Origin of the sequence: uncultured Capnocytophaga sp. (genome assembly GCF_963525585.1) — a bacterium.
Classification (GTDB): Bacteria; Bacteroidota; Bacteroidia; order Flavobacteriales; family Flavobacteriaceae; genus Capnocytophaga.
Window position 1 is genome coordinate 24512 of sequence record NZ_CAURLX010000010.1, and the last position, 17773, is coordinate 42284.

Genomic DNA, 17773 nt, shown 5'->3' on the forward strand with positions numbered 1-17773 from the left:
TTCTATAGAATTTCTAGAATTGGAAGTAGATAAAGGCTTGTGAAGAGCCTGAAGTATATGTCTGATAGCAGATTATCGTTACTCCTACCATTATAAGAATTTTGACCCATAGAGGGCTCTTATAATAAGCATTTTCTATCTTAAGCTTAAGTGATTCCGGTAACCAATGTACCAAATAGCCTACAAACATCACTACAAAGGCTTCCTTAAAGTACCATATTACTTCTCCACTCCCTGCCAAATCAAAATGGCTCCATACCTGTTCATACCACTGATTTATACGTTCCATATCCGCTCCTCTAAAGTACAAGCGTACGAAAACAATAAATATAAATGTAGAGAATACTTTCCAAAAATGTGCCAACCAGTGCGTAGAATGCTCATAAGGACTCACCTTTCGCCAGAGCTTATAGAAGACAATTCCCAAGCCATTAATCCCTCCCCAAAGGATATATTTCCAAGAGGCACCATGCCATAACCCTCCCAGAAGCATTGTAAGCATTAGGTTTATATTGGTAGTAATATATTGCTGAAATCGCTCATTTTTTAGAGCTAGAAGTGTTCCGCCTACCAAGAGTATTCCTGCGAAAAGGGAGAAATAAGGATTCCCTATCGCAATAAGTGCTACTATGATAAAAAGTAAAGAGATAATCACTGAACCCCACGAACCTGTTCGATTTCCCCCCAAAGGAATATACAGATAGTCCTTTAGCCAAGTGGAGAGAGAAATATGCCATCGCTTCCAGAAATCTCCCGTACTGGTTGCCTTATAAGGTGCATTAAAGTTCTTTGGAAGCTCAAATCCTAAAAGAAGAGCTAGCCCTATAGCAATATCTGTATAACCAGCGAAGTCCCCATATACCTGCAAAGAATATCCTACCAACGCCATCAGATTGGTGAATCCAGAATACATAGTAGGCATATCAAAAACAGCATCCAGAAACTGAACTGCTATATAATTGGCAAAGAGCATTTTTTTTATCAATCCCTTGAAAATAAAAAATGTAGCCTTATTAAAATCGGCAAGACCTATTTTCGTAGGCTTTAGTATTTGAGGAACAAACTCTTCTGCTCTTACGATAGGTCCCGCCACCAATTGCGGAAAGAATGTTACATATAACCCAAAATCCAAGATGGATGCAAGTGATTTGAGCTTTCCTCTGTAAATATCTACTGTATAACTAATTGTTTGAAAAGTATAGAAAGAAATTCCTACAGGAAGAATAATTTCATCTACTGAAAAAGCCCCCTGTGAGCGGAAACCATTTCCCCAATAAGCTAAGTAATTAAATACCTTATGTTCCGTATGGAATAGTATATTATAGGCGTCTGTAAAGAAATAGGCATATTTGAAATAGCTAAGCACTAGCAAGTTCAGAAATACACTAGCTATGACATATCCCTTACGCCATTGTGGATGAGAGCTTCTATCTATCTGCCTTCCAAAATAGAAATCTGTAATAGTACTGAAAATCAATAGAAGTACAAAAAGCCCACTAGTTTTATAATAAAAGAAGCAACTTACTAGAAACAAGAAAAGATTTCTTGCAAATATTCGCTTGTAGATAAGTGCGAAAATAGCATATACAATGACAAAAAATACCCAAAAACTCATCTGGGTAAAATCCAGTGGGTGCTTCTTGGAAAATTCAAATATATCATATATCCAATCCATCGGGTATTGCTTATCCTAATTTGTTGCTCTTCATTCTAGAGACCTATTATAATCCCTACAGAGGGAGCAAAACCTGAAGAGAAGATACTTTTGTCCTTTTTATATAACACATTATAGGTAAATCCTAATTGAGCATAGGTATTCCCTCCCAAAGGTTGTAGATATCCAGCTCCCAAGTAAAGAGCAGATTCCTCTAAGGGATAGGAACGGCTATTTCCACTGAATTTCTGAGAAATAAAATAGTGTTGATAGGAAACCTGTCCGTAGGCACTCCTAAGAAAATAATAGTTCAAAGAGGGACCTAAGCCTAAAGACTGATATTGTACATTTTTTCCTCCTTGATAATTATAATTAACCTTAAAAGCAAGCTCTAGAGATTCTGTGAGCTTATACCCCACACGAGGAGCTACAGAGATTCCCCAGAGACTTCCTCCTACGGAGAAGCCTACATTTCCTCCTAAAGTCCAGTTCTCAAAAGGATTTGTATTATTACGATTTTTAGGCAAAAGAATGTTTCCATCATCCTCTTGTGCAGAGATAATTAACGGAATACAGAGAGCTATCAGGTAAAAGAACTTTCTCATAGAAATTACATCTCCATAGGAATAAGTGCGTTTCCTTTTATCTCAAATAGCTTATCAGAAATAGGAATTTTGCTTTCTACATAAGCCTGTGCTACTCTATGGCGAATCCAATTCATATCATTAGGATTTGCGCTTCCTGTGATAAGTAACACATTATTAGAAGGAACGCCTATAATAATGGTTCCTTCTACAGGAATATTATCTTTTGACCACAGTTCGGATACCACTAAGAAGCTAGCCTCAAAGCGTCCGTCTGCAACGATTGTATATCGGCTTCCTTCTTCATCCACTCCTACTTCTATCTGATCAATAAGATTTTGTACAGCCAATGATTTGAGTGCCAGCCTATCCAGCATCAAGCCTTTTAAATCACCTTGTGTAAGGCTGATTCCTTCATTGCGAACCAGATAGATAACTCCCAATTCACTGTTAATATTTTCATAAAGCAAGTCAGGTATTTCCTCTTTGAGCTCTTCTATAAAAGTAGCCTTACGCACAAGAGGGAATATCTCTTCTTTCCTAATGACAAGTCCTCCTGAAGTTACCTGATGATCATCAGAATGAGTTACAGGCTCTACCTTAGGAGCTTCTTTCTCAGAAACTGGCTGTGCTTTTTGAGCAGGTTGTTCCTTAACAGGCGTTTCTTGAGGAGCAACAGGTGCTTCTTTTGCTTTTGGTGCTTCTTTAGGAGGCTCCGGAACAAATTCTTTCACATCTGGGAACACAGGCTCTTTGTGCTCTTCCTTAGGAGCAGGAGTTTCTACTTTAGGCTCTTCCTTCGGAGCAGTTACTTTTTCTTCTTTAGCAGGTGCAACCGGTTCTTTTTTAGCTTCTTTTGGCGCCTCTGGCTTAGGCTCTTCTTTTGGAGGAGCCGCTACGATTACTGGCTCTTCTTTTGCCTTTGAAGCTTCCTTAGGAGGTTCTGGAACAACTACTTTCGGAGCTTCCTTCGGTTTCTCTGGTGCAGGAGGCGTTTGTGGCTTAGGTTGCGCTTTAGGTTTTTCCTTAGGTATAGTCTCTAGGATAGAAGTAGCATATTTCTCAATAATTTCACTGAGATAAAAATCACTCCTATGCATATATTCTGCATAAGCATTATCCAGAAAGCTGGTAATAAGCTGTCCTGGTTCGCTCTTAAGCATCCATTCTATTTCGAGCCCTTTGGTGCTTCTTACCTGCACATTAGGGTTCTTAGTAATCAACCTCTCAGCGAAAAGGCGGGTGAAATCAGCCACATATTGTATGCTCATTCCTATTTTATCCACTAGCTCCCTTACCTCAAGGCTATATACATCTTTATGACGAAGAATAATCTCAGAGATGATTGCCTTATCCTCTAGTTTCTTAGCACAAGTAAAATGATACTCTACTTCATCATAAGTCTGGAAAGTTTTACTGATATATCGTTCATTAGCAACCGTTTCATCAAGTGCTGTAAAACCTTCTCTTTCATACTCTTTAAAGAAATCTCCCTTGAGATTCTCAAAAAACCTCTTGGTGATTTCACCTTTAAGGGGTTCTTCTGAACTCATCACTGTAAGATTTGCCTTATCATCTGCTGACCTAGCCAAAAACCGGTCATTATTAGTCACTTCCCAATCGGTAGGAATGAGAATAGTAGAAATTGAATCTAGCCAATATCTCTTATAAGTGATTGATTTTAAATCAGTTTCCTCAGATTTTTTCTTTTTAAATAAATCTAATAACCCCATTTTTACAACTGTTTTTTCCAAAGGCAAATATATAAACTTCTTTTGTAATAGTAAAACATTGAAGCAGAAAAAATTATTATTTAAGTATTTTTTATATTTATTCTAAAATATAACATTTGATTAACTGATTCTTCTTCAGTTTTTTCGTAATTTTGGCAACTAAAAATATATAAATACAAACCGATGAAAAAAATTATTTTTTCCTTTGTAACCTCGGTCCTACTCTTATTACCTAATATGGTAAAAGCAGATGAAGGAATGTGGTTCTTAATGTTCATCAAGCGATTGAATGAACGTAATATGCAGAAAATGGGCTTACAGCTTACTGCTGAGGAAATCTACAGCATTAACAACAACAGCCTAAAAAATGCCATTGTACAATTCAATGGAGGTTGTACAGCAAGTATTGTTTCGCCCGACGGGCTTGTTTTCACCAACCATCACTGTGGTTATGGAGCAATTGCAGGACTATCCACTCCTGAGCACAACTACCTAAAAGATGGGTATTGGGCAAAGACAAGAGCAGAGGAACTCTCCCCTAAGAGCCTCTATGTACGGTTCTTTGTTCGTATGGATAATGTTACTGATCGTATGCTCTCAGTGGTTAATCCTCAGATGACTGAGAAAGAACGTGAAGCTGCCCTTAACAGAGAAATGGAAAAGATCCAAAAGGAAAATAGTGAAGGAGGAAAATATGTAGTTTCTGTACGTCCTTTCTTCCAAGGAAATGAGTATTACTATTTTGTTTATCAAGACTTCAAGGATGTTCGTTTCGTAGGGACCCCACCTGAAAATGTAGGAAAATTCGGAGGAGATACTGACAACTGGGAATGGCCTCGCCATACTGGAGACTTTTCTGTATTCCGTGTATATACTGACCCTAACGGAAACCCTGCTGAATATTCTCCCAACAACATTCCTTTAAAAGCCAAAAAATTCCTAAATGTAAGCCTTAAAGGAGTTCAAGAGAAAGACTTCGCTATGATTCTAGGATACCCTGGTCGTACCAACCGTTGGGTACCTTCCTACTGGGTAGATCAGCAAGTGAAATATGCTTATCCTGCTTGGGTAGAAGCCTCAAAAACAGCTATGGATGCTATGAAAAGACATATGGACAAAGACAAAGGTGTTCGCCTAAAATATGCTTCTCGTTATGCAAGTACCGCCAACTATTGGAAGAACAGACAAGGAATGATCAACGCCCTTACAGCTCATAAAACCGCTGACCAGAAAAGAGATGCCGAAAAGAAATTTGCTAAATGGGCAAGCAAAGATGCTAATAAAGCAGAATTTGGTAATGTATTGAGTGATATGGAAAATTACTTTGCAAAGACCAACCAAGAGTCTGCCAATCACAATTACCTATCCATATTCTTCAGAGCTAGTAGAATTACTCCTCTTGTTGTAGGTTTCACAAAACAGCTAGAACAATACCTATCCTCTTCATCTGATCAGGAAAAAGAACAAATCAAAAACCGCTTAGAGAAGAACCTCTACGCTTACTATGATGAATCCTATTATCCTGCTGAAGTAGATCTTTTTGCTGATAACCTCAAGCTCTATGCTGAGAAATCTTCTTCTATTCCTAGCGAGCTTAGCCAAGTTAAGCAACAATACAATGGAGATTTCAAGAGATATGCCAACGATGTCTTCTCTAGAAGTATCTTCACTAGTAAGATAAACTTTGACCAATTTATGAAGCAACCTTCTGCTGAGGTATTACACAATGATCCTCTTGCCAAGATTGCAACTGCATTGCTAACAAAATATTACCAGAAAACTCCAGAAGAAGAAAAGCTTGCTGATACTTACGCAAAAGCTTTCCGCAAATACGTGAAAGGAATGCGTGATTCCAAAATTAGCACCACTCTATATCCTGACGCCAACTCTACTCTACGCTTAACATATGGTACTGTAAAAGCTCTGCCTGCCGATAAAAGAAATGCAGACGTTAAAGAGAACTATTACACTACCTTTAAGACAATGCTTGACAAATACAAACCTGGTGACCCTGAATTTGATATGCCAGCAAGATTCGTAGACTTATATAACAAGAAAGAATTCGGTCGTTATCTAGATAAAGATGGCACTATGCACGTGAATTTCCTTACCAACAATGATATTACAGGAGGAAACTCAGGATCCCCTGTAATGAATGGAAATGGAGAGCTTATTGGTCTTGCTTTTGATGGTAATATTGAGGCTATGGCAGGAGACGTTATCTTTGATAAGAAGCTCCAACGTACCATCGTTGTCGATATCCGTTATATGCTTTGGGTAATTGATGTTTATTCTGGAGCAAAACATATTGTAGATGAGTTAAATATCATTCAATAATTATTCTCTTACAAGGTCGTTAGGATAAGTGCCTAACGACCTTATTTTATCCTTACAAAAAATATGCATTTCCTTTCAGCTGATCTAGAAGCCTATGCTGAGCAAAATAGTGAAAAAGAGCCTTCTTTACTAGCAGCTTTAGCAAGAGAAACTCACCTAAAAGTATTACAACCTAGAATGCTTAGTGGTCACCTACAAGGACGATTTCTAAGCCTACTCTCTAAGCTTATTTGCCCTAAGTATATTGTTGAAATAGGTACCTTTACTGGCTATGCTACGCTCTGCCTTGCGGAAGGCCTTTCTCAGGAAGGCTTTATTCATACTATCGAGGTAAATGAAGAATTAGAAGAAATTCAGAATAAATATTTTGAACAAAGTTCCTACCGAAGCCAAATTATACAGCATTTTGCCCCTGCTCTCTCTGTGATTCCAACACTTCCTGATGGAATAGACCTAGTTTTTATCGATGCCGACAAGAAAAACTATCCCAATTACTTGGAAGCTATCCTTCCTAAGATGCGTAAAGGAGGAATTATCCTATCAGACAATGTATTATGGAGTGGGAAAGTAGTGGAAAATGTGAAGGACAATGATAAGCATACGCAAGTTCTTATCTCTTATAATCAACAACTTGCTAATGACTCTCGCTTGGAAACTATCCTTCTTCCTATCCGTGATGGCCTTTCTATAGCTCGTGTAAGGTAATTTTAATCTCTGACCCCAATGAAAATAGCCCTTTATTCACAAAAATACAAAGCTGAATACGCTCCCTTACTAACAAGTATCTTTGAGGAACTTATAGCTTATCAGGATAATATCGTTATTGAAGCTGATTTATTACGCCGTTATTCAGAACATAATCCTTTCTCCTACACTGTAGATACCTTTCATAATGTAGAAGACCTTCCCTCCAATACCGACCTTATGCTCACCATTGGAGGAGATGGAACTATTCTATGGGCTATGACACTGATACAGCACCTCCAAATTCCTATTTTAGGAATCAATACAGGACGATTAGGCTTCTTAGCTACCATTTCTCAAAGTGAGATAGGTGAAATGTTCTCCAAAATTCACAATGGACAATATCACACCGATGAACGTAGTGTATTACAAATTAATGACTCTGAAGGAAACCCTATTGCTCCTTTGAACTTTGCCTTGAATGAAGTAACTGTTATCCGCCAAAACTCTACAGCAATGATCACTGTAGAAGCCTATCTTAATGGGAAATACCTTACTTCTTACTGGGCTGATGGGCTTATCATCACTACTCCCACAGGCTCTACAGGGTATTCCCTTAGTTGTGGAGGACCTGTAATAATGCCCCATTCTAAAACTTTGGCACTGACTCCTATTGCTCCTCATAACCTAAATGCTCGCCCATTAATTATTCCTGACAACACCGAGATTACCCTACACGTTTCCAATAGAGAAGGTTGTTATCTGGCTACTTATGATGCTCGAGCTACCATACTTCCTTGCGCCTCTCCTGTTAGGATAAGTCTGGCTCCTTTTTGCCTAAAAACTATTGAACTAGAAGGAAATGATTTTTTCAAAACCCTCCGTAATAAGCTACTCTGGGGAGAGGACAAAAGAAATTAGCCCCTTAAGGCTGCAATATCTCTATTTCTTCCTCTTGTAAAAGAGGTTCACCTCGCATCCTTAAGAAAATCTGAGCTACAGTAAGTGTGTCTCTTTGGCAATAGGTAGCTATTCGTGCAATATCTTTCTCCTGATAATATGTATGCATTACTTGAGAGCCATCTAAATCCTCTTTAGGAGAAGGAATTCCCAATATATAGGCGAGCAAATTCAGCGAAGTATAATGCTTATAATCTCCAAATTTCCACAAATCCAACGTATCTAAGAACGACATCTCCCAAGGTTTTTTTCCAAAAAATTGTAGAATATTAGGAATAGGAAGCTGATGAATCAGCATCCTACGAGCAATATAAGGAAAATCAAATTCTTTTCCATTATGAGCTGCTAAGAAATGTTCTTTTCCACTAAAAAATCGCTCAATTAAGTATGAAAATTGCTCCAAGATATCTTTTTCTTCTCCTACAAAAGAACGCATTCTAAATTGCCTTTTCCCACCTTTAAGAAAAAAATATCCTACTGAAATACATACAATTTTCCCAAATTCTGCCCAGATTCCTGCTTTTTCATAATATACATCAGGGGTTACTTCTTGCCTGATATAGCGTGTTTTTTCCTCCCATAGGGATTGTTCATATGGAGAAAGTCCCTCATAATTAGGCATTAGAGGGACTGTTTCAATATCCAAGAATAAAATATGGGAAAGGGTAAGTGCTGAAAGTGATGCCATCCTATTACTCATTCATTCCCAATCCATTATCAATAGCATATGCCATAGTTTCAATAATGGTTGCGTGCTTTTTCACAAAATTATTTTCCTCATCCCATACATATCCTGCAAGTACAGAACAGATTTTTCTTTTTACCTCCTCATTACCTGGTTGGTGGAAGAAGAGCGTCTGTAAGTTCCCCGTATACCATTCACGGACATAAGAGGTAAAAACATCTATTCCTCGCTTCATATATTGTGTATATTGCTTTTCCCAATCCACTTTCTCTCCAGAAAGTTGTTTCTTGACGAGCTTAGCTGCCAACATTCCTGATTCAGTAGCAAAAGCAACACCTGAAGAGAACACAGGATCCAAGAATTCCGTACTATTCCCTGTAAGAACATAGCCTTCTCCGTAAAGTTGCTTTACGGCACAGGAATAACTCTGTATTTTTACCGGAGTGAAGAGAAAATCAGCTTTTTCAAAACGATTTCTATAAAAATCAGAAGTATTTATTGCCTTACGGAGAGCTTCTGAAGTATCTCCTGAGGCAGAAAGTGCATTAATATAGTCCGTAGGACCCACCACTCCTACACTCGTATTCCCGTTAGAGAAAGGAATTACCCACAACCAGACTTCCCTCTCTAGAATATCAAAGGAAATCAAGGTACCTTCTTCACCTTCAGGACGTATTTTATCTTCCTTAATATGTGTGAAAATAGAAGAATGATCATCCAGCTTAGAAGGCGTATTAAGGTCTAGCAAGCGAGGCAACACCCGTCCATAGCCACTGGCATCAATGACGAATTTAGAGTAAATCTGATAAGTTTCTCCACTGGCATCTTTCACTGTAGTAAGCTGATGATCTGGAAAGAATTCTACATTGGTTACCTCTGTTTCAAAGCTCAAAGGCACTCCCATACGCACCACTTCCTTAGCCAAGACATTGTCAAAGTCTGCTCGAGGCACTTGCCAAGTCCAATCCCATCCCTTAGAATACTTCTGACTGAAATCAAACTGGCATACTTGTTCTCCTCTAATGAATCGAGCCCCCCATTTTACTTCGAAATTCATCGCTTTAAGGGCAGGCAGAAAGCCCGCCTCATCCAGATGATCCATTACTCTAGGAATAAGGCTTTCTCCCACTACCAAGCGTGGAAACCGTGTTTTTTCAACCATTCTTACCTTTATTCCCTGCTGTTGCAAATAAGCTGCTGATACGCATCCTGAAGGACCTGCTCCTATGATAAGTACCTCTGTTTGTTCTTGTTTCATATAATTTTTAGATGATTTGTTTTGGAGACAAATATACAAATTTTTATGCATTATTTCTCAAAAAGAGAAGTATATTTTCTGTACATATATAAACAACAGACAAACCCTACTGAAGCCATCATTGCTCCTACCAGAGCTGGATAATTAGTTGTATATCCCCACACCAAGGGTTTCCCTCCTAAATAAGCGCCCAAGGTATTTGCTAGATTAAAGGCAGCTTGCATAAAAGCCGCTCCCATCATCTGTGCGTGAGGAGCTGCTCGGAACATAATGATATTCAGGGGAGCTCCTAATGACATTGCCATTATTCCACAAATGAACGTTAGCCCCCAAGCCATTGGTTGGCTATCCGAAAGAAAGAACACCAAGAGCAATACACTAATCATAGAAATAAAAAGGATAAAACTTGCATATATAGGTTTGAGCTTATCCGTAAGAAAACCTCCAAAGAAATTTCCTATAACCATTCCTATCCCTGCCACAACCATCACTGTGGGCATTTGTGACTTGGAGAGATGTGCGTGGTCTATCATTAAAGGTTCTATGTAACTAAGCCAAGAGAATAACCCTCCACACCCTAATGCCGTAATAAGCAAAGTCAAAAGTGTAGGAGGTGAAAGGAATACATTTATCTCCTCCTTGAGAGTAAGACTTCGTTCTTGTTCTACTTTGGGAAGAAAAAGGAAAATAAAGAATGCTGTGATAAGCCCCAAAGTAGCTATCAGCCCCATCACGGGTCTCCAGCCAATCTGGTCTCCTAAATGTGTAAAATAAGGAATAATCAGCAAGTTGGCAATGGTAAGCCCCCCAAACATAATGGAAATAGCCATTGCTTCCTTATTCTTAGGTGCTAACTGCTTAGAAACAATTGTTCCCACTCCAAAGAATGCTCCGTGAGGAAGTCCTGAAAAAAAGCGAGTAGGCAAAAGTAGTTCATAGGAAGGCATCAGAGCAAATAATCCATTGAATAATGCAAAAAGTAACATTAAGGTGATTAACACCTTTTGTGGCTGAAAACGTGCGCTGAGTCCTATTAAGGTAGGAGCTCCTACTACAACACCTATAGCATAGGCTGCTATAAAGTGCCCTACTTGGCTATCTGAGAGTTGCAAGCTCTGCCCCATAGTTCGCATAAGTCCCATTGGGATAAACTCCGTACTCCCTAGAGCTATCCCTCCTATTGCTAATGGAAATAGTTGTTTTATTAGTTTCATTCTCAAAATTGTTTTAAAAAGGGTGCAAAAATACAATTTTTCTAAAAAATAGCAACCATCTAAATAAAAAGAGGTATCCAAAATATGGATACCCCTCACAAATCTATGTTTAACACTTAAAAACTAACACACATTTTCTTTAAAATTCTCCTGAATAGTAGAGAGCTTACTAGATATGCTTGCATTGTATTGCAGGTCATCTACTCGTAAGATAAAGCCTCCTATAATCTCCTTATCTATCTTGCTCTCAAGAATAACATTACTTTTGCCGCTAAGCTGTTTTGCTTTAGCTATAAACTGATCTTTGATATGCTGAGACACTTCTACCGCTGTCGTTAGATAGATTGTTATCTTCTGCCTATAATGATTATATTGTTCTATAAATTCTCTTCCAATAGGATAAATATCCGAAACTCGTTTATTCTCAAATAGAATATTAAAAAATATATTCATTATAGAGGATCTCTGGGAGAAAATCTCTTGCAAAATATTCTTCTTTACTTCTGCTTTCACTATAGGAGAACGTAGGAGAGCTCGTAATTCAGGATTCTCGTGAATTACCTCCACCAAAGAAGATACCTCTTGGAAAAGTTCTTCCTCCTGCTTCTTTTCTATGGCAAAATCCAACAGAGCTTTAGCATATCTTTTGGCAACTTTTGTAGAGTTTATCATCTTTATTTCAGGTTAATTTCGTTCAATAGGCTCTCAACTAATTTTTCTTGCTTAAGTTCTCCTGCTAATTCCTTAGTGAGCACTTTACGAGCAATTTCTATAGAAAGGGTCGCTACCTGTCCTTTCAGTTCTGCAATAGCTACTTTTTTCTCATTCTCTATAGAATTTTTAGCCTGCTCTATAAGTTTTGCTCCCTCACGCTGAGCCTCTTCCTTAGCTTGAGAGATAATACGCTCCTTAGCCTCACGTGCTTCTTTAAGCATTTCATCACGCTCAATACGTGCTTGCGCTAATAATTTTTCATTATCTGCCTTAAGGTTTGCCATTTCTTTTTTAGCATCATCTGCAGCAGCCAAGGCATCGTTGATAGAGTTCTCTCTATCTTTTAAGGCTTTCAAGATAGGCTTCCAAGCATATGCTCTGAGCAATAGCAATAAACAAACAAAAACAATTAACGTCCAAAAACTAAGACTTTCAATATGTACAAAATTCATCTATATTATATTTTAATTCTCTTTTGTGTTCTTTAATTTAGATAAATTCGTTCTGCAACCAACCGTTACAGAACGAATTATAAGGTTGATTATCCTTTCATAAAAGCAACAACTACAGCGAAGAGGGCAACCCCTTCAATAAGTGCAGCTGCGATAATCATAGCTCCTTGAATTTTAGAAGCTGCTTCTGGCTGACGTGCGATAGCTTCCATTGCGGAAGAACCAATCTTACCAATACCAAAACCTGCGGCAAGTGCTGCGATGGCAGCTCCAATTCCTGCTAATGCTAATGTCATAATTTAAAAATATTTAAGTTTAATATAATACTAATTTGATATTCCTAATGGTGCTCTTCTGCTACGGCTCCTCCTATGAATAAGGCTGAAAGTAGAGTGAAAACATAAGCCTGAATAAAAGCCACCAATAACTCCAATATACTTATAAATAGAGAGAATCCTACAGAAACTGGAGAAACAAAAATTGTTTTAAGAGTAAAGATAAGCCCTATCAAGCTCAGAATGATTACGTGACCTGCTGTAATATTGGCAAACAAACGTATCATCAAAGAGAAAGGCTTAGTAAGCATTCCAATAATCTCCACAGGTATCATAATAGGTGCTAACCACTTAGGCACCCCTGGTGTTGCAAAAATATGTTGCCAGTAGTTTCTGTTCCCGCTGAAAGTAGTAATAAGGAAAGTGATAACAGCAAGCGTTCCTGTAAAAACAATATCATTGGTAAGAGTTCCTGAAATGATAGGCACCAACCCTAATAAGTTCCCTATCAAAATAAGAAAAAATACAGTAAGAAGATAAGGCATATAGCGTTCGTACTTATGATTTCCTATATTAGGAACAGCAATATCATCACGAACGAAAACGACCAAAGTCTCTAAGAGATTCGCAAAGCCCTTAGGAGCTTTAGGGTTTTTCTTATAAGAACGTGCCACAGCTGTAAAAGCTAAGAACATAATCAGTGCTATTAGGAAGAGTAACACCACATTCTTAGTAATAGAGAAGTCCAACGGACGAGGATTTTCAAGTTTATGATCATTATTGTAGGAAAGTGTCCCATTGGCATCTGTGTAGTGAATCTGTCCGTGAACTCTAACAAAGTAAAGTCCTTTTTTCTCTACAATAACCTCACCTTTGTCATCGTGATGGAACTCACTAGAGAGAAAAGTAACCAACCCATTTTCTGTCCAAAGAATAATGGGAAGTGGTAACGTTACAGGAGTACCTTGCCAATCTAACAAATGATATTCGTGTGAATCGCTTATGTGGTGCATAATCACATCGGTAAAACTCTCTTCTTCTTGAGGATTTTGAGTCTGTTCTGGAGACGCGAATACGCCAAGAGGAAAAGCTAAAATACTCAAAAACAAGTATTTACTAATGATTTTTCGTATCATTCTTTTAGTAATTATAGTTTATATAGCGTTTGTCTTTATTTGCAGGGACAAAGGTACATTTTTATTTTCATTTTTACGTATATTTTGGTCTTTTTTAAGAAAATATATTTTCAACAACCTATGTTATTTATAATCAATATACTTTTAACTAAAATCTTTCACATCCTATGTAACTATAAGTCAAAGACTGCCCTTTGGGGACAGCCTCTGAGTTATTTCAAAGTAATTATTCTCTAGAACACACCTAAGTAAAGAGCTCCTCCTGCTACTTCTAGCTCAGCTCCCTTAACAAAGCCATTAGCTTCTGCCTTGGTAGGATCAAAGATATATACATTTCCATTAGCATCTATAGGACAGAGAGGCATATAGAGCTTTCCGTTATACACTTTCGCTGTCTGGTAGAAGTTTAGCCATAATTTTTCAGGAACATTCATCTTAATAGCTGTTTTGTTATTAAGATCTACCCTTGCTACGCTCCAAGCCCCATTCTCATATCCTCGTGCTGTTGCGGAAGGTGCATAGTTGATATAACCTATTCCATTTCCTACATAGAAGAACCCTGAAATATTGATATCTTCAGTGAGTCCAAGTGCCGTTTTTACATCAAAATCATATGAAGTATCATAGGCTCCTGATGTTATTTTCACTATTTTTCCTGTATTTACTGGAATTACGTGATAAACACTATTTCCATCATTCACATAAGAGAGTCCATAATATGAAGAAGGGCTCGCTGTAGCTCCATTTACTGTTGTATTCTTGATAGGAGTAAGGTTATCCAAGGAAGGATAATCAAGCACTAACGTAGTTGCATTATAAGTATAATTTTTCTCATTCTTGCCTGTGGTTGTATTATATTTCGCCCTTGTTGTTCCGAAATAAACCTTTCCATTAGCCACTATGGGGTGACCAAGACCATTTATATAAGAGATTTTTCCAGTTTCCTCAGCTTGAGTTTCTAGAGTATATCTCTTTGTTTCCCGCACATTAGCAGTGAAAGATTCTAAATCAATACTCCCTACAATAAGAGTAACTTCTGTCCTCTGGTAAGTTCCCTGATCATTCTTTATATGATTGGTAAATACTCCAAAGATAAGAGCTGTACGGTTATCCATCACCTTCCAAGTTCCTCCTGCATTCCCTAGAATAGGTTCTACACTGATTTCGGCTACTTTCTTATAGAAATCAGTTCCTCCTGTTACTTCATACTTGGTTATTTTTTTTGTTCCTGCATCATATACAAAAACTTTCTTTCCGTTATCAGTAGCATACATCTGTTGTGTACGTGTTTGAGGAAGCACAAAACCATTAGACTGGAAATTAATCTTTCCTGAGGTCATTTTCTCCTGAGAGAGAGGAAGAATCGCCCAGTCAGAGTTTCTTTCGTGCCCTACACGATAAATCACATTAAAATTTTCCTCTACCTGCCCTGAAGGAGGAGTAGGTGCTGGAGTATTGGAGTTATTATCCTCTTTGTTACAGCTTATTAGTGCTGTCATTGCCATCGCAAGGGACGCAATTTTAGTTGTTTGAAAAATATTTCTATACATAAAATAAAAAATTAGTTACTGAATCGAATAGGTAATCTTACCATAGAGAGCTCTTCCGGGTTTCTGTAGAGCGAAATTATCAAACACCTGAGTATCGAATATATTTTTAATATTAAAAGCCAGAGTAATTCTCTTATTAGGAAAAGTATAAGCAACCCCAATATCGTGCAGAGGCTGAGCTGGAATAGTCGTTTTGTTTGAAGAGCCCAAATTCTCCCAATTGAGATAGAACCAATGTGTATAACCAAAATTATAGTCAAAAGTACATTTGTCTTCCTTGGCAAAGAGTCCTTGTTTTATATATTCTATATGTGTATTAGAGGTAAAAAAAGGCTGATTCCTTAATCTGTTTTTATATTGGAAATAGCGGATTCCTGCCTTATCATACTCTAGGTTAAACACCGCCCTATTATAGGACAAATTACTATGAACAAAGAAAGATTTACCCAAACTATAATGCACATCCATATCCACTCCTTTGCTATTTATCTTACCCAAATTTTCAAAACTAAAAGAATCATCTGTCTCGCGGGGCACTCCACGAGTGATTAAATCATTGATATCTCTTACAAAAAAATTAATCTCAGAGGAAATTTTATGTTTCTTATAATGAAAATCGCCTATATTCATTCCTATATTGAAGTTGGTACTTCTCTCTGGGTTCAGGGTATAGTTTGCATTAACCATTTCACTTGTATTCCCAAGGAGTTCGGTTGCAGAAGGCAATCGGATAGCTTTCTCTGCAGAAGATGTTAATATCAGCTTAGAGGATATCTTATAGGCAAGTACAGCCCCATATCCCTGATGGTCTATTCCTTTTTCGTGCTTTCGGGTAGTAGTGGTGTAACCCAAGCGAGGATGAATACGTGTGGTTACTTCAGTAAGAGATACATTCTGATGATAAAACTTATAAAAAAGATTAGTTCTTAGCTTTTTATGAAAGAAATTTGCTTCATAATTAAGCCCAAGAATATGCTTATTATACCTTCGCTTGTCCAGAGCATCACGTGATTCCTGAGGTAGCAAAGGATCATCTATCTTCCGAGAGAACCCGTTATAGAAATAGCTGGCACTAACGTTCTGATTCTTTGTAAAATGATAAGCCAAGTAGGTACGATTAGCAATATTCTCTTCTGTATTTTCGGCTCTTGTAGCAATACTTGCTTCTCCTCCTTGAGGATTAAGCTGTTCTTCTCCTAAGTAATTCCTTACCCTCTGTCCCAGCCAATTATAAATATGTGGGTCATCATCTATCAGATTTCTATAAGTAAGCGAATAAGTAGTGAAGGTATTCAGGCTCAGCCCCTTCCAGAACAAATGATGCTTTTTGTACTGTAAGCTTGCCAATCCACTATGGCTATTGGTTCTTCGGTTTCCATAAACAACATTCATTGTAGCTCCTGTCTGGATATCCTTTTCCATTTGAGAAAACATAAAACCTAAGGAGAAATCATCAGCCCATTTCTTTTGTACAAATCCTATATTTCCTTTGATTCCACTAGCCCCATAGCGGTCGTGAAAACGTTTGGCTGTAACATACTCAATACGCCCTGTCTCTGGATCGGTTATATAAACATTATCTCCCCATACTTTATAGTTATTATCTGTATAGTTATGATACGAAGAGAGATTGGCAACCAACCCCAATTCAGGTTGCCTAAAGGTCGTGTTCAAGTCCCATTGGTGAGTATTATAGGAGCCATAAGAATAGGATGTTATTAAGGAATTGGAAACATTTTTCTTAAGAACTATGTTAATACCTCCTCCTAAGGCATCTTCGGAGATTTCTGTAGGTAATACTCCCTTATATACTTCTATCCTATCAATCATAGAAGGAGGAATACTACTGAGAGAGAAAGAACGCCCATAATTACGAATTGGAATTCCATCTATAAAAATCCTAACAGAATTTCCTGTAAGTCCGTTAAGGTTAAAAGTCATTTCGGAACCTATCCCTGCTGACTGCCGGATTTTTACTCCTGAGGAACGCCCCAGAAGTTCCGTAGTCTGGATATTCTTAAGGCTTGCTTCCTGAGTCTTTATTACATTCATTGCATAACCTTTTTCCTTAATCTCCTCACCTTTTCCTTTGCGCACAACCACCACTTCAGAGAGGCTTATTTCCTCATTTTTGTCCAACTTGACGATTATTTTGTTTATTTTTTCTTTGGCAAATACCTTAGTTGTAAGAGGAGATTGGTCAAAAACGCGAATTTCCACCAAATATTCTTTCCCTAAAGGAATATTCTTAATGGTAAATGCTCCTTTTTCATCTGTATAAGCAAAAAAATTCGTCTTAGGGATATAAACAGTTGCCGACTGAACAGGCGTTCCATCCTTATAGAGGACTTTTCCTGAGATGATTCCTTTTCCTTGCTCTTGTGAGAAAGAAAAAGTTATCATTAACAAGCACATAACTAAAATAATCGTTTTGAAAAGACAGGAAAAAGAATTTTCTCTTGGAAACAACATCTTTTATTAAAATTTTGGCAAAGGTATTATTTTTATTTATTCTAAACAAATTTTTTTCATTATTT

General features: G+C 37.7%; 15 protein-coding genes. 3 read left to right on the forward strand and 12 right to left on the reverse strand.

Translation table 11 applies throughout. The features are described 5' to 3' along the window. Positions 1-13 precede the first annotated feature (13 nt). Genes RYK20_RS03965 through RYK20_RS03975 form a run of 3 tightly spaced genes read right to left on the reverse strand, consistent with a single transcriptional unit; the run spans position 14 to position 3971 of the window. Positions 14-1675: an MBOAT family O-acyltransferase gene (locus tag RYK20_RS03965; protein ID WP_314894496.1), complete on the reverse strand. Its 1662-nt coding sequence runs from the start codon at positions 1673-1675 to the stop codon at positions 14-16. 35 nt (positions 1676-1710) lie between these two features. After that, positions 1711-2259, reverse strand: a complete 549-nt coding sequence (locus RYK20_RS03970) for a hypothetical protein (protein ID WP_314894497.1) — start codon at positions 2257-2259, stop codon at positions 1711-1713. A gap of 5 nt (positions 2260-2264) precedes the next feature. Beyond that, positions 2265-3971, reverse strand: a complete 1707-nt coding sequence (locus RYK20_RS03975) for a DUF1444 family protein (RefSeq protein WP_314894498.1) — start codon at positions 3969-3971, stop codon at positions 2265-2267. A gap of 183 nt (positions 3972-4154) precedes the next feature. Between RYK20_RS03975 and RYK20_RS03980 the strand changes: the two genes are divergently transcribed. From RYK20_RS03980 to RYK20_RS03990, 3 genes are all read left to right on the forward strand, one after another. After that, complete coding sequence (locus RYK20_RS03980) at positions 4155-6308, forward strand: S46 family peptidase (RefSeq protein WP_311456204.1); 2154 nt, start codon at positions 4155-4157, stop codon at positions 6306-6308. Between the two features lie 63 nt (positions 6309-6371). Next, on the forward strand, positions 6372-7013 hold the full coding sequence (locus RYK20_RS03985) for an O-methyltransferase (protein WP_314894499.1): 642 nt from the start codon (positions 6372-6374) through the stop codon (positions 7011-7013). A gap of 18 nt (positions 7014-7031) precedes the next feature. Next, positions 7032-7913 carry an NAD kinase gene (locus RYK20_RS03990; protein ID WP_311456206.1) on the forward strand — a complete coding sequence of 294 codons (882 nt, stop codon included), beginning with the start codon at positions 7032-7034 and terminating at the stop codon, positions 7911-7913. A 4-nt stretch (positions 7914-7917) separates the two neighbouring features. Here the strand turns inward: RYK20_RS03990 and RYK20_RS03995 are convergent, their stop codons facing one another. The 9 genes from RYK20_RS03995 to RYK20_RS04035 all read right to left on the reverse strand — a co-directional run bounded on the left by RYK20_RS03995 (position 7918) and on the right by RYK20_RS04035 (position 17651). Further along, positions 7918-8640, reverse strand: coding sequence for a 3'-5' exonuclease (locus tag RYK20_RS03995; protein ID WP_311456208.1), 723 nt, complete (start codon positions 8638-8640; stop codon positions 7918-7920). Positions 8641-8644: 4 nt separating this feature from the next. Further along, positions 8645-9895 carry an NAD(P)/FAD-dependent oxidoreductase gene (locus RYK20_RS04000; RefSeq protein ID WP_311456210.1) on the reverse strand — a complete coding sequence of 417 codons (1251 nt, stop codon included), beginning with the start codon at positions 9893-9895 and terminating at the stop codon, positions 8645-8647. Between the two features lie 50 nt (positions 9896-9945). After that, positions 9946-11109 carry an MFS transporter gene (locus tag RYK20_RS04005; RefSeq protein WP_311456211.1) on the reverse strand — a complete coding sequence of 388 codons (1164 nt, stop codon included), beginning with the start codon at positions 11107-11109 and terminating at the stop codon, positions 9946-9948. Positions 11110-11232: 123 nt separating this feature from the next. Next, on the reverse strand, positions 11233-11781 hold the full coding sequence (gene atpH / locus RYK20_RS04010; RefSeq protein WP_297978736.1) for an ATP synthase F1 subunit delta: 549 nt from the start codon (positions 11779-11781) through the stop codon (positions 11233-11235). 2 nt (positions 11782-11783) lie between these two features. Then, positions 11784-12275: a F0F1 ATP synthase subunit B gene (locus RYK20_RS04015; RefSeq protein WP_311456212.1), complete on the reverse strand. Its 492-nt coding sequence runs from the start codon at positions 12273-12275 to the stop codon at positions 11784-11786. Positions 12276-12364: 89 nt separating this feature from the next. Further along, positions 12365-12571 carry an ATP synthase F0 subunit C gene (gene atpE / locus RYK20_RS04020; protein ID WP_297978740.1) on the reverse strand — a complete coding sequence of 69 codons (207 nt, stop codon included), beginning with the start codon at positions 12569-12571 and terminating at the stop codon, positions 12365-12367. 44 nt (positions 12572-12615) lie between these two features. After that, positions 12616-13686: a F0F1 ATP synthase subunit A gene (gene atpB, locus RYK20_RS04025; protein ID WP_311456213.1), complete on the reverse strand. Its 1071-nt coding sequence runs from the start codon at positions 13684-13686 to the stop codon at positions 12616-12618. Positions 13687-13919: 233 nt separating this feature from the next. Continuing rightward, the gene (locus tag RYK20_RS04030) at positions 13920-15236 is read right to left on the reverse strand and encodes a hypothetical protein (RefSeq protein ID WP_314894500.1); all 1317 of its coding nucleotides are present in this window, start codon (positions 15234-15236) and stop codon (positions 13920-13922) included. Positions 15237-15251: 15 nt separating this feature from the next. Further along, complete coding sequence (locus RYK20_RS04035; RefSeq protein ID WP_314894501.1) at positions 15252-17651, reverse strand: TonB-dependent receptor plug domain-containing protein; 2400 nt, start codon at positions 17649-17651, stop codon at positions 15252-15254. Positions 17652-17773 lie beyond the last annotated feature (122 nt).

Bases quoted from the DNA above. Each gene is read 5' to 3' on its own strand.
- RYK20_RS03965 (WP_314894496.1), bottom strand. From the start codon at position 1,675: ATGGATTGGATATATGATATATTTGAATTTTCCAAGAAGCACCCACTG.
- RYK20_RS03970 (WP_314894497.1), bottom strand. From the start codon at position 2,259: ATGAGAAAGTTCTTTTACCTGATAGCTCTCTGTATTCCGTTAATTATC.
- RYK20_RS03975 (WP_314894498.1), bottom strand. From the start codon at position 3,971: ATGGGGTTATTAGATTTATTTAAAAAGAAAAAATCTGAGGAAACTGAT.
- RYK20_RS03980 (WP_311456204.1), top strand. From the start codon at position 4,155: ATGAAAAAAATTATTTTTTCCTTTGTAACCTCGGTCCTACTCTTATTA.
- RYK20_RS03985 (WP_314894499.1), top strand. From the start codon at position 6,372: ATGCATTTCCTTTCAGCTGATCTAGAAGCCTATGCTGAGCAAAATAGT.
- RYK20_RS03990 (WP_311456206.1), top strand. From the start codon at position 7,032: ATGAAAATAGCCCTTTATTCACAAAAATACAAAGCTGAATACGCTCCC.
- RYK20_RS03995 (WP_311456208.1), bottom strand. From the start codon at position 8,640: ATGGCATCACTTTCAGCACTTACCCTTTCCCATATTTTATTCTTGGAT.
- RYK20_RS04000 (WP_311456210.1), bottom strand. From the start codon at position 9,895: ATGAAACAAGAACAAACAGAGGTACTTATCATAGGAGCAGGTCCTTCA.
- RYK20_RS04005 (WP_311456211.1), bottom strand. From the start codon at position 11,109: ATGAAACTAATAAAACAACTATTTCCATTAGCAATAGGAGGGATAGCT.
- atpH (WP_297978736.1), bottom strand. From the start codon at position 11,781: ATGATAAACTCTACAAAAGTTGCCAAAAGATATGCTAAAGCTCTGTTG.
- RYK20_RS04015 (WP_311456212.1), bottom strand. From the start codon at position 12,275: ATGAATTTTGTACATATTGAAAGTCTTAGTTTTTGGACGTTAATTGTT.
- atpE (WP_297978740.1), bottom strand. From the start codon at position 12,571: ATGACATTAGCATTAGCAGGAATTGGAGCTGCCATCGCAGCACTTGCC.
- atpB (WP_311456213.1), bottom strand. From the start codon at position 13,686: ATGATACGAAAAATCATTAGTAAATACTTGTTTTTGAGTATTTTAGCT.
- RYK20_RS04030 (WP_314894500.1), bottom strand. From the start codon at position 15,236: ATGTATAGAAATATTTTTCAAACAACTAAAATTGCGTCCCTTGCGATG.
- RYK20_RS04035 (WP_314894501.1), bottom strand. From the start codon at position 17,651: ATGTGCTTGTTAATGATAACTTTTTCTTTCTCACAAGAGCAAGGAAAA.